9 protein-coding genes are annotated in these 12,645 nt (G+C 60.8%); 2 read left to right on the top strand and 7 right to left on the bottom strand.

The features are described from left to right. Positions 1-14: 14 nt before the first annotated feature. From X738_RS51605 to X738_RS51590, 4 genes are all read right to left on the bottom strand, one after another. A complete protein-coding gene (locus tag X738_RS51605; RefSeq protein ID WP_023797969.1) occupies positions 15-1,910 on the bottom strand; it encodes an ABC transporter ATP-binding protein in 1,896 nt (631 codons plus the stop codon). 165 nt (positions 1,911-2,075) lie between these two features. Next, complete coding sequence (locus tag X738_RS51600) at positions 2,076-3,416, bottom strand: adenylate/guanylate cyclase domain-containing protein (RefSeq protein WP_023797968.1); 1,341 nt, start codon at positions 3,414-3,416, stop codon at positions 2,076-2,078. Between the two features lie 205 nt (positions 3,417-3,621). After that, the gene (locus X738_RS51595; protein WP_031254512.1) at positions 3,622-4,965 is read right to left on the bottom strand and encodes a nucleotide sugar dehydrogenase; all 1,344 of its coding nucleotides are present in this window, start codon (positions 4,963-4,965) and stop codon (positions 3,622-3,624) included. Positions 4,966-5,075: 110 nt separating this feature from the next. Beyond that, complete coding sequence (locus tag X738_RS51590; protein WP_031254510.1) at positions 5,076-6,254, bottom strand: DUF3095 domain-containing protein; 1,179 nt, start codon at positions 6,252-6,254, stop codon at positions 5,076-5,078. A 73-nt stretch (positions 6,255-6,327) separates the two neighbouring features. On the opposite strand from X738_RS51590, the gene X738_RS51585 reads away from it, so the two are divergent. Both X738_RS51585 and X738_RS51580 read left to right on the top strand, forming a co-directional pair. Next, positions 6,328-7,416 carry a glycosyltransferase family 4 protein gene (locus X738_RS51585; protein ID WP_023797965.1) on the top strand — a complete coding sequence of 363 codons (1,089 nt, stop codon included), beginning with the start codon at positions 6,328-6,330 and terminating at the stop codon, positions 7,414-7,416. Further along, positions 7,413-8,177, top strand: coding sequence for a polysaccharide deacetylase family protein (locus X738_RS51580; RefSeq protein WP_023797964.1), 765 nt, complete (start codon positions 7,413-7,415; stop codon positions 8,175-8,177). The genes X738_RS51585 and X738_RS51580 overlap by 4 nt, the downstream gene beginning before the upstream one ends. A gap of 1 nt (position 8,178) precedes the next feature. Here X738_RS51580 and X738_RS51575 read toward each other — a convergent pair whose 3' ends face one another. The 3 genes from X738_RS51575 to X738_RS51565 all read right to left on the bottom strand — a co-directional run bounded on the left by X738_RS51575 (position 8,179) and on the right by X738_RS51565 (position 12,630). Next, complete coding sequence (locus X738_RS51575; protein ID WP_023797963.1) at positions 8,179-9,033, bottom strand: MBL fold metallo-hydrolase; 855 nt, start codon at positions 9,031-9,033, stop codon at positions 8,179-8,181. A gap of 132 nt (positions 9,034-9,165) precedes the next feature. Continuing rightward, positions 9,166-9,615, bottom strand: a complete 450-nt coding sequence (locus X738_RS51570; RefSeq protein WP_023797962.1) for a cyclic nucleotide-binding domain-containing protein — start codon at positions 9,613-9,615, stop codon at positions 9,166-9,168. Positions 9,616-9,915: 300 nt separating this feature from the next. Further along, positions 9,916-12,630, bottom strand: coding sequence for an ABC transporter transmembrane domain-containing protein (locus X738_RS51565; protein ID WP_023797961.1), 2,715 nt, complete (start codon positions 12,628-12,630; stop codon positions 9,916-9,918). Positions 12,631-12,645 lie beyond the last annotated feature (15 nt).

The raw sequence follows: 12,645 nt of genomic DNA, 5'->3' as shown, positions 1-12,645 counted from the left end.
GGTGCGCCGGCTGATCAATGGCGTAACTCGCTGACATCGGCCGTACGCCGGGCCAGCACGAGGTGGCCGCCGCCAAGGTCGAGCGGCGACAGCATATCCTTGTCGCTCTCGTCGCGGAATTGCGGTCCCCATGCGCTGGTGTCGGAAGCGCCGTCGAGCTTCAGCGTTTTGAAGTCCATCGGCCTGTCGAGATCGGGGAAAGGTACTGCGGCGACCAGTGAGCGCGTGTAGGGGTGGACCGGTTTCCTAAGCAGAATTTCGCGCGGCGCGAGCTCGACGATACGGCCGCCGCACATCACCGCGATGCGGTCTGCCATGTAGTCCACCACCGCCAGATTGTGGGATATGAACAGGTAAGTCAGGCCCAGTTCCTTCTGCAGGTCCTTCAGAAGGTTCAGGATCTGCGCCTGGACGGAGACATCGAGTGCCGAAACCGGCTCGTCGCAGATCAGGAGTTCAGGCCCCAGCGCCAACGCGCGCGCGATGCCGATACGCTGACGCTGCCCGCCGGAGAAACTGTGCGGATAACGCTTTATGAAGCGCGGATCGAGCCCGATTGCCTGCATCAGGCTCTTGACCGTGACGAGTCGGGACGCGGCATTGCCACGTTGATGGATTTCCAGCGGCTCGCTCAAGATGTTCTCCACCGTCATGCGAGGTGAAAGCGACGAAACCGGGTCCTGGAAGACCATCTGGATTTTCGCGCGCAGCATGCGCAGGGCGTCTCCCTCGGCTTCCAGGACGTCGATCGGACCATCGCTGCCGTTGAAGATCACAGAGCCGCCGCTTGGTGTGACAGCCCGCATGAGGACTTTGCTGACGGTGGTTTTGCCGGAGCCGCTTTCGCCGACAAGACCCAGACACTCACCCCGCCTGATATCGAAGCTCACGCCGTCGACGGCGCGAACAGAGGTTTGATGATCTCCGCCGAACCATCCGGACTTGCGGATGGTGAAGGTCTTTGTCAGATCCCTGACCGACAGCAGGATGTCGTCCGGCCCCTTCGATGCCGGCGCCGTCTGCTTGCCGAGCAGGTTCCCGACATTCACCGGCACCTCGCGGAGCGCCTTTAGCCTTTCGCCAGGCTTCAGGTCGAAATGCGGAACGGCTGCCATCAGGCCCTTCAGGTAAGGGTGGCCTGGCCGGCGGAATATCGCCTCGACAGGTCCCGCTTCCATGATCTCGCCATGGTACATGACCACCACCTCGTCGGCGACATTGGCGACCACGCCAAGGTCGTGCGTGATCAGCAGCATCGCCATGTTCAGCTTGGCCTGAAGCCCGCGCAGCAATTGCAGGATTTGCGCCTGGATGGTGACGTCCAACGCCGTTGTCGGCTCGTCGGCGATCAACAGGGCGGGCCGGCAGATAAGCGCCATGGCGATCATGGCGCGTTGACGCAATCCTCCCGAAAGTTCAAACGGATACATGTCATAGGCGCGCTTGGGGTTGGGAAAGCCGACAAGGTCGAGCATTTCCTCGGCCCGCGCCTTGCGCTCCGCCCGCGCCATGGGCGTATGAATCTGCAGGGATTCGCTTACCTGATTGCCTACCGTGTGCAGCGGCGACAGTGATGTCATCGGCTCCTGAAAGATCTTGCCGATGCGGCTGCCTCTCAACGCCCGGATTTCGGGTCCGTCACGCGGCATCTGCAGGATATCCTGCGTCGTGCCGGGCTTTTCAGGATCGGAAAACAGGATACGGCCGCGAACATGGGCTGTGTTCGGCAAAATGCCCATCACTGCCTGGCTGAGAACCGATTTTCCGGAACCGGACTCACCTACAAGCGCAGTGACCTTGCCGGGCAAGACGCGAAGATTTGCACGTCTGACGGCATGCAACGGTCCGCCGATAATGGCAAAAGAGATGCCAACATCCTCGATCCGCAGCAGATCAACACCCGAATTCATTCTCACACCAGCCCCACTCTGGCAGCCCGCCCGGCGGCGGGCCCAGAAAGCGAGACTAACGCATTGGCAGCGCAGAGCAACTTGGATTCGAAATCGGTCGCCAGTTCCCTGGCGGAACCGGCGACCGGACTGCGCACCAAAGGCGTTCGGATCAGATCGTGGCGGTTACTGGAGCTTCCTCCGGTCGGCCGCCGACAGCCGCGCTGCATCGCGATGAAGCAGCATGACCTGCTCGGCGTCGGATATTCGGTCGTGAATCGGCTCCAGCGCACCGTCTTCATCGAGTGCGAGAGCACCCGACAGATCGGGTGAAAGCACCGTCAGCTTCTGTTTGACGCCCGCCAGTTCCTCGTTGCCGAGCGTCAGCCAGCTGTTGGCGCCGCAATAGCCGGCGAAGTCTTTGCTGGCGAGAACGCTGTGCGGATATTTCTTGGTCAGGGTCTGGAGGCGCTGGACCTCGTTTACAGCCGAGCCGAAGACAGAGAATGTGAGCCGGTCCGTAAGCCCGACATTGCCGAACATCACATTGCCGACATGCAGGCCGATGCCAAAGTTTATGTCGCCCAATCCCTGCTCCTTTCTGCGCAGATTGAGATCTTTCATGCGCGCCGTGGCCTTGTGCGCTGCCGCAAGAGCAGCCTGGCAGGCGATCTCGGACTGCGAGCGGTGCCTTTCGCAAGGGAAGACGGCAATGAAGCCATCCCCCAGGAAACTCATGATCTGCCCGCCTCTGCGATTGAAAGGTGCAGCAATGGCATCGAAGAACTGGTTCAGCGTATCGATGTAGATTTCGCGGCCGGAAGTTTCGGCAAGCCTTGTCGAGCCGCGCATATCGGCCATGACCAGTGCGGCCCGGATTGTGTCGCCCTCGCCGCGCTTGATCTGGCCGTCCAGCACGCGCCTGCCGGCGTCGCCGCCGAGATACGTGGTCATCATGTTGTCGGCCAGCTTGGTGAGCACCGCCATCTTCGTTGCGATAGCGAGATGGTTCTGGATGCGCAGCAGCGCTGAAATCATGCTGTCGCTGAAGCCTGCAGCGCTGTCGGTCGACCAGGACCCGAGCATGCCCTGACTGGTATTGCCGTTGAAGGGATGCACGAATGCCATGTAGTCGGTCACGCCCATAAGCCTGAGGTCATCGAAAACAGGAAATTCCGACGGTACCGACGGGTCGAGCCGGCGCCGCAGATGGTCGAGCTTGTTGCTGAGCAGATGGTAGTATGGGCTGGTCAGGAATCTGTCAGAATGAGCGCCGTCCTCTTTGCGGAAGCCTTCCACTTCCATGCCCTGGCCGCGAAGCCAGGTGAAGCCAAGCGCGTCATAAAGCGGATGAAGCATCGAAAAGCTCAAATGCACCCGCTTCAGCGGCAGGCCGGCAGCAGCCAGCCGTTCACAAAAACCCTTTACCAATGTTTCCAGGGCGTCGCCCGCCAGCGCCGATTGGGTGAGCCAATCGGCAACCTTGTCCATGAGAATGCTGGAAATTTCTGCTTGCGCTGTGCTCATGCTGTCTTGAGACCCGTCGAAGACGAGCCATTCTCCTTTGATCCGCCCCAACACGGTCCGCTAACGACCCCAGGGATAAGACCCTCGAAGTCAATGAAGCCGGCTTTGGGCAAAAGCCGGCGAGGGGCATTATGTGGCGAGGCTGCCGCGGGAGTGCAATCACGATCCTGACATCGGGCAAAAAAACTCGCCGGCTCAGACGCGGTCAGGCCTTCACCACCGTCTCTCGGGCCAGCCCGAGGCGGCCAAAAACATTGCGTGTGTCGACGATCAGAAGAGCGTGATCAGCGACCGCCTGATAGTCGATCGCGTCGTGGTCGGTTGCAATGACGACAGCATCGAAATCCTTCAATGCCGCCTCGGTCAATTCGACCGAGCGCCGCCCCTTGATCGTCATATGCTCCCGTGTGGTCGGGATCTCGGTAACATGCGGATCGTGAAATTCCGCCTTGCCGCCCCATTCCTCGATGAGTTCAATGAGCCGCAACGAGGGGCTTTCGCGGATGTCGGGCACATTCTTCTTGTAGGCGAGCCCGATGATGAGAATGCGCGAGCGGCTGAGCGCCTTGCCGCAGCGCTGGTCCAGCGCCTTCGCCAGTTCATCGACCACATGACGCGGCATGGCCGTGTTGATCTCTGCCGCCAGCTCGATGAAGCGGGTCGGCATTTCGTATTCGCGCGCCTTCCACGTCAGGTAGAAGGGATCGATCGGAACGCAGTGCCCGCCAAGTCCGGGGCCAGGATAAAAGGGCATGTAGCCGAAGGGCTTGCTCTTTGCCGCCTCGATCACCTCCCAGATATCGATGCCCATCGCCCCGAGCACGACCTTCAACTCGTTGACCAGGGCTATGTTGACCGAGCGGAAGATGTTTTCCGTCAGCTTGACCGCCTCGGCGGTCGCCGTGGTGGAAACCGGAACGACGGTCTTGACCACGCCCTGGTAGAAAGCCTGCACGAGTATCGCCGCTTCAATGCCGTCGCCTGCCACGACCTTGGGGATCGTCGCGACTTCAAAGCTGCGGTTGCCGGGATCCTCGCGTTCGGGCGAGAAACCGAGGAAGAAGTCTATATTCGACTGCAAGCCGGTCTCTTCCAGTATCGGCTTGATCACGTCGTCGGTGGTGCCGGGATAGGTGGTCGATTCCAGCACGATCAGCTGGCCGAGACGCAAATGCTTCGCGACGGTGCCTGCCGTGTTCCTGACAAAGGAGAGGTCCGGCTCACGGTTTTTCGTCAGCGGTGTCGGAACGCAGATGATGATGACATCGCAGACGGCCAGTTCGGCAAAATCCGCAGTGCCGCGGAACCGTCCGCTCGCCACCTGGCCGGCAAGGGCTGTCGACGTCACCGCCTCAATGTAGGATTGGCCGTTGTTCAGGCTCTCGACCTTCTGGGCTTCGATGTCGAAGCCGGAAACCGGGAAGCCGACGCGTGCGATCGCAACTGCCAGCGGCAACCCGACATAGCCCAGCCCGATCACACCGACTTGCGCGGCGCGTGTCGAAATCAGGTTCAGAAGACGGTCATATGTCGATCGTGAGGCGTCCAAAAATCTGCTTTCCGTCAATTCGGACAGGCCGTCCGCGCCCATGGCGAGGCTCACCTGGTTGCCCAAGAACCCGAGGCATATTGCGGAAAATCGATTTCCGCAAGCTGTCGTCAGACCGGCACCTTCGCCTTCAGGCTTGCGGCGGCCATCGCATAGCCGCCGGCGGCGCCATCGATGAAATGAACGTGATCGCGCTGCAGCGGCGAGGCGACGAGGCATGTCATCAAGGCCGATTTCTGGCGGTGCAGGCCATAGTTGCAGATGCCCGCCTCTTCCGCCTGTTTCAGCCGGTTCTCGATCCGTCGCAACACATCCGCGTCAACGTCGATAGTCATCTTCAAGCCGTCGTCGAACTTCCGGAAATCCGAATTGCTGGCCACGTCGCGTTTGTAGATCTTCGGATCGAAGCTGCCGATCGTCCAGCCATATCTATCGGTGACAGCCGTAAGCGTCAGCTGGAACAATATCCACAGCTTCGACAGCCACCGCCATCCTGCCGGCGCCATGGCCCGCGCCTCGATATCGAGGCCGGCGGGCGAAAAACTGTAGGCCGGACCGTTCACCGGCAACGGGTGGCCATCGCGTTCCTGCCCCCCGGCAAGGGCGATGATGTCGGAAGCCAAAGACTGAAAACCGCGCAAGTCGCGCGACGGCCCCGGGATGGCTATGATCGAGACGATTTCGCCGTGCCGGGCGTCGATCGGGTTCCAGCGGCAGGAGAGGCCGGTAAGATCCGGCCGTGTGCCGGCTGGCGCAGGATCGATGCGGTAGCGCCCCGCTTTCATCTCGGCTTCCGCCCAACTGCCGCCACCGCCCGCGAACATGGCATAGAAGACCGCTTCGGAGGCCCGGAACCTCGCCACGCGAACGTCGAGGCCTTGCGCTCTTATATCCTCTATCGGCACGATTGCGGCACGCAAGGTCAGGTCCAGTTCGTCCGCCACCCATCTCTGGACAGCGGCCAGCGCGTTGCGGGTGATCTCCAGAGCCGAGCCGGGAAACGCCACGAGCGCGCCGTCGCCGCCGAAGACAAAGGGAAGATCCCGCCGACCCAGCGCATTGAGCAGCGCCGAGATAACGCTGGCGCCGGCCATATTGACGGTTTTATAGCGCCCAGCGTTGATCGCCTTGGTCGAGCCGACAATATCGGCGGTGGCCAGCGCCCAGCCATCCGGGAGAGGCCGATAGTTATCGATATCGGCAACGCTTTCGAACCTTGCGAAGACCGGCAAAGAAGCGACAAACGGATCGGACGCTGCAGCTGTTTCCATGAGCATCAGATACCACATTCCACTGCTTGAAAGTGAGTCGATCATGCTTCGAAATTGACTTGCGCAGGCTTTCCGATGATAGGGTCGGGCGATGCGAATTGCCTTCTACGCGCCGCTGAAGTCGCCCAATCATCCCGTTGCCTCCGGCGACCGCCAGATGGCACGGACGCTGGTCAAGGCGCTGGAGCATGCAGGGCATAGCGTCGAACTAGCATCCGAATTGCGCTTCTATCTACGCGAACCGGTTCCGAAAATTTTCGATGCGCTCAAGATCGAAGCCCGAGAGGAAGCCGCGCGGCTGACAAAGCTTTGGGATCGTGACGGCAAGCCCGATCTCTGGTTCTCCTATCATCCCTATTACAAGGCGCCCGACCTGATCGGACCCGAGCTGGCGTCGGCCTTTGCTATCCCCTGTGTGACAGCGGAAGCCTCCTATTCGAGGCGGCGCAACGCCGGTTTGTGGGCCGACACGCAAGCGTTGGTGGCGCGAGCCGTCGAACAGGCAGCGCTGAACATCTGCTTCACGCAAAGGGATCGTCAGGGACTGGCAGATGCGATTCCCGACGCCGCTCTCGGTATGCTCTCGCCCTTCATCGACACATCGGCATTCCGGGAAATGCCGGCACGGGGTTGTCCGACGCGCCTCGTTACCGTCGCCATGATGCGCCCGGGCGACAAAGTCGAAAGCTATCGCATGCTGGCGCAGGCGCTCGGTCCGATCGGCCACCTGCCCTGGACCATGTCGGTCGTCGGGGATGGGCCTGCCCGTGACGAGGTCAAAGCGCAATTCGCCGGCTTGCCCGGCGATCGTATCGTATGGCTTGGCGCGATTGAGCCGGCCGCCGTCGCGGATGTCCTCTACAGTGGGGGAATTTACGTCTGGCCGGGTTACGGCGAGGCCTATGGCGTTGCCTATCTTGAAGCACAGGCCGCCGGCCTTCCGGTGGTGGCTCAGGCCATCGCCGGCGTGCCGGAGGTCGTGCGGGATGGCCAGACCGGGTTTCTCACCCCGCCGGGCGATGTGGCGGCGTTCGCTTCTGCCATTGAAAGGCTTCTCACCCGTAACGACGAAAGAACCATCATGGCCGCGGAAGCCAGACGTTTCATCCTCGAAGAACGTTCCCTCGGTGTTGCAGCGGGGCGTCTGGCCGAACTTCTTGCGAAGATCCCGGTCTCATGACATCCGATCGGATCTGGCAGCCCTTGGTGGAAGAACTGGCGTGCCGGCGACGGGCGGACCGTAAGGCAGAGTTCTGGCTGCGTGACGATGACGCCGTGGATCCGACGCCTGCGCTCGATCGGCTGCTCGACCTCACCGGTGAATTCGCGGTTCCGGTCACTCTGGCCGTCATTCCGGCCCTGACTGATGAGAAGCTTGTCGTCCGGCTTGACGAGGCGCCGCATGCCGCGGTCGCCATCCATGGCTGGGCGCACCGAAATCATGCGCCCGAGGACCAGAAAAAGCAGGAGCTCGGCGCGCATCGGCCACGCGAGGCGGTGCTCGATGATCTGGCTCGCGGGCTGTCGCACGTAACCGGCCTGCACGGCGCACGTGCCGTTCCGATGCTGGTGCCACCCTGGAACAGGATCGACGCCGGCTTGGTACCCAACCTTGGATCGATAGGATTTGCGGCATTGTCGGTCTATGGGCCGCCGAAGCCGGCTCCACTGGCGGTCATCAACAGCAATGTCGACATCATGGATTGGCATGGCACGCGCGGCTGCCGCGATCATGGCCTATTGGTTCAGGCTATCGTCGCGCAATTGCAGCGTGCAATCGCCGGCGGCGAACCGGTCGGCCTGCTCACCCACCATCTCGTGCATGATGAATCGGCCTGGCTGTTCCTCGAACGGCTGTTCACAGTCACCGCACAGACTGAAGCCTGCGCATGGCTTCCGATCGGGACATTGATCGGGCGTAGCGCCAGTAGAGGAAAATAGCTCAGCGCTTTTTGTGCAACGAGCCCGGAAATTCGAGCGTCTGGCCATCCCGAGCGGCAAAAGCGCCGGCAAACCTGTCTTTGGCCAGTTGCTCGATCTCGTCCAGTTGCTCGTCGGTGCGTGTCGGATCGTGGTGAAACAGCGCAAGCCGCCGCGCACCGGCCGCCTCACAGAGCTTGACGCCCTGTTGCCAGGTCGAGTGCCCGTTACCGCGGCGGCGTTTCATTTCCTGGTCGGTGTAGGTGCAATCGTAAATGACGAGGTCGGCATCTTCGATCAGGGCGAGCACCGCCTGATCGAGTTTGTCCGGCTCGTGCTCAGTGTCTGTGATCACCGCCACGACCCGGCCGCCCCATTCGACCCGGTAGCCTATGCAGCCGCCCGGATGGATAAGACTGCCGGTTCGGACCACCACCCCTTCGCGCGGGCGAAGCACTTCTCCGGATACGAAATCGCGGCAGTCGAGGCTTGCCTTGCAGATCTCCAGTTTCACCGGAAACCACGGCGGCCGCATGAACTCATCGACCATCTGCCGGGTCGTCATGCGTCCTGCAAGATGCCCGGACCAAAGCGTAAGCTTGACGCTCCGGTCATAGATCGGCGCAAAAAACGGCAGCCCGATGATGTGATCGTAATGGCAATGGGTGAAAAGCAGGTCGAAATCGGTCACGCCTGACGCCCGAAGTGCGGCGCCGGCAGGCCGTAGGCCAGAGCCCGCGTCGAACAGAAGCGTATGCTTGCCGCATCGCATCTCAATGCAGCTCGTGTTGCCGCCATAGCGAGAGAATTCTGGCCCTGATACCGGAGTGCTGCCGCGCACGCCCCAAAACCTGACCAGGAAAACTTCGTAGTCCATGCTACCCCTTCCCAGTCCCCGTCGCCCATCGTAGTCAATCAACTGCTGCTAGGCGAGACAGGTTTTCTCCGGGCGACCTTCTCAGCAAGAGGCGTGCCATCGCGACGGCGAGGATCGAGCGCACGTCATCCGTTATTTTGTGCTTCGTGCGTCGATCAGATCCGCGGTCGTATGGCTTAGGCGATCGGCAAGAACCCGCAATATCTCGATGGACATTTCCGGGAACTCCCTCATAAGCCTCAGGAAATGATCCTTGCGGATCCTCAAGACTTCCAGCGGACTTGCCGCTCTGACGGTGGCGGTGCGAGAGCTGTTGCACAATATGGCGATCTCGCCAACAATCGAATTTGGCTCCAGTTCGGCAACTTTTATCGGTCCGCTGTCGGAATCGACCAGAATATCCGCCCTGCCTGAAAGGATGACATAGGCGGCGTCTCCCTCGTCGCCCTGCCGGAAAAGGATTTGGCCGGCGCCGTAGCTCACACGATCGGATGTGAACGCAAGCAGCTTGAGCTTTGTCGGGTCGATGGCAGAGAACAAGGGAACGCGTTGCAGCATTGCAACTTCATCCTTGAGCAGCATTGTCGCAAACCTTCCCAAAATTCGCGTTTGCCAGACTAGAGCAACGGACGCCCTGATGGAATGAATTCTGTTTCCGGGATGGCGAGACGAACCGCGCGAAAGGTGGCGAGCCCGATGTCGTGCGATCGGGCGATGCCGCCTGGAAATGGCGTCCGCCAACCGGAAACCCGAAGAGCCGGGTGAATTTGCGGCAGGCCCTTCGGGTTTCGGCGGGATGTAGCCTTGCTGCGCCCTTCGTCGAATCCCTTGACCGTGCAGTAAATTCCCACCGGCAGAATGATCCCATCTGAATGTCCGTTGCTATGACAACAGTTCCTTGAATGTACCGTTCCCTGCCAAAAGTGTCTCGGGTGTTCCGTCTTCCACCAATTTACCCGAATCGAAGACGATAACGCGATCGAACATCATCGCCATCGCCGGGTTCGTCACGACCCACACAATTGCCGGCGAATGGCCGTCGCGCCTGGCTTCCTCGAGCACGTTCCGCAAAATCTTGTCCTGCATGCGCTGGTCGAGCGCCGACAGCGGCCGGTTGAGAATGAGAAAATCAGGACGCTTGAGCAGGGCCCGGGCAACATCGAGCTTCTGTCGCTGTCCACTGGTCAGCCGCCTGCCGCCGGAGCCGACGTTGAAGTCCATGCCGACATCCAGTAGTTCGGCATAAAGCCCAAGTTCGTCAAGAATGTCATAGACGATGGAGCGTATGCGGTCCGGCGCGTCGGGATGGTTGTTGCCCACACGCCCGAACAGGACATTATCCATGACGGTGGCCGCGGCAATGTATTTGGCGGGATCATACCGTTCGATGGCATTCTGCAGCTCGGGCGGCAGGTTTTCATAGAACAGGTTGCGTGCAGCGACGATCTTGCTCATCAGTTCGTCGCTCAGCAGGCCGAAGCGGTGACGGGGCTCGATATAGGCAAAGCTCAAGGTGACGATCATGGCGCGGTCGTTCTCCGAAACCGCCTCGTGGGGACGGTTCTTGAGCCGTTGCAGCAAGGTTTCGTAGGTGGGTATCTCCTCGGCGCTCATGAAGGCGAGTTGCTGGAAGAACTGGTGATCGGGCGGCAGGTCGGCAAACAGTTCGATCGCCTGTTCGGCGATCTCCATGCCCATTTCGTAGAGCGTGCGGTCGAGGCCGGCTTGCCTCAGCACAGAAGCAAAATAGGGATTGGCCGCCAGAGCCCTGTCGGCCAGTTCGGGGCCGGCGGCAGCGCCGAAGAGCAGGTTTTGGCCGATCGTTGCTTCCTTGTTGTAGGCGCCCGGTTCGAAAGGAACCACCAGTCCGCTCAGCCCTTCGTGTTCCAGCTGGGTTCGCAGCGCCGCACGCAGTTCGACGATCCGCCTGGCAAGCTCGGAGTGACGCGTGAGGTCGGCCGAAGAGCGCAAGCCAAGATCCAGGATATCGCGCGATAGAACAACCGCGTCGAGTACCCGGCGCACGGCCTCAAAGAGGTCGTGCGGGCCGGTAGCGCCGGCGGAAGCATAGTTGATCCAGTCGCTGTGGATATCAAGATCCGGATTGCCCGACAGGCGCGCCTCGTGCATGTTCCAGCGGTGCTGGTCTGCCGCAGCATCGTCATAAGGCACCGATGTCAGCGGCGCATGCTTCAGCCCGTAGAGCAGGTTATCGCGTAGGCTTGCCTGGAACAGGAAAACATCCGACGAGGCATAGGACATGCGCCGGCCGGTCACTGCTTCGGGGAGTTCAAGTAAGTCGTCGGCGCCCGAAGCGACCCTTCCGCTGTCGGGCCAGTTCAGCCGCGCGAAGGCTTCTGCAAGCGCCTCGGCTCCACCTGTTGCGGTACTGAGCAGCGCCACCGTCTCACCCGGCTTGATCTTGAGGGAGACACGGTCGAGGAGCATGGCACCGCCATCATCCGCTATAGACAGACCGATCGCCGACAGGGGTTTGGTCATCGGATCGGGATCATCGATCGTCAATACCCCGATTCTCGGCGCAATGAGCCGATCGACGGTGAATTGTTCAACGACCTGCTGATATTTGACCTGGATATCCTGCCGCGCCTGATCCCAGTCGATCAGTTCCTTCATCGGTCCGGGCAGGTCCTTGTAGGCGCCGATCACGGCCACGAGCTGACCGACGTCCAGCCGCCCCTGGATGACCAGATACCCGCCGATCATGTAGAACAGAAAGGGCGTGACCTGCGCGAGAAAATTGTTGAGGAATTTCACCATGAATTTCCATTGGTAAAGATCGAAGCGGATCTTGAAGATGAGCCCGAGCCGGGCAGCTATGTCGGCGCGCTCGTAGTTTGATGTGTCGTGGACGTGAACCGCGCCGATGCCGTCGACGATTTCGCCAACCCGGCCTGAAAGCGCGCGCGCCGTCAACTGCCGTTCGCGCCCGAGCACGATCAGCCGCCGCCGCATTCGCGGGATGAGCACGATCTGGAACGCCACGATCCCGGCCGCAATCGTTCCGAGCCAGAAATTCTGGACCACGATGAACAGCATGGCCGTCAGCGCCTGGCCGCCGAGCAGCACCGGTTGCACGAAGGCATCGCCGATGAAGCCGCCCAGCGGCTCCACCTCGTCCTTCACCATGGTCGCCACTTCGGCGGATTTCACCCGCTTGAAGTAAAACGGCGGAAACCGCAGCACACGATCGACCAGATCGAAGCGGATTCGCCGCAGCATGCGTTCGCCGAGGCGGCCCTTGTAGGTGTTGATATAGAGTTTGAACAGGCCGTTGATGACGACCAGCAAGAGGAACACAAGGCTCAGCGCAAACAGCGTCGCCACGCGGTCGAGCTGAAAACCGGAGAAGAACTGGACCTCTCCGATGAACGGCAGGTTATAGTGCAGCCTCATGAATGGCTGGGTCGCGCCCGGTTGCTCGAACCCGCTACCTTGGATCGGGCCGTTGATGATCAGCTTCGGCAGGTCGAAGGACATGAAATACGGGATCATCGAAAGCACGACGATCATCAATATCCAGAGCTGCTGCTTCTTGGTGTGCGTCCAGATATAGCGGGCTAGGCTGGGTTCCATATGCGGCTGTGGACC

It is taken from the genome of Mesorhizobium sp. L48C026A00 (assembly GCF_000502375.1).
In the GTDB taxonomy this organism is placed as follows: Bacteria; Pseudomonadota; Alphaproteobacteria; order Rhizobiales; family Rhizobiaceae; genus Mesorhizobium; species Mesorhizobium muleiense.
The sequence above is the reverse complement of the archived record's forward strand: the minus strand, read 5'-3'. Positions and strand labels throughout refer to the sequence as shown.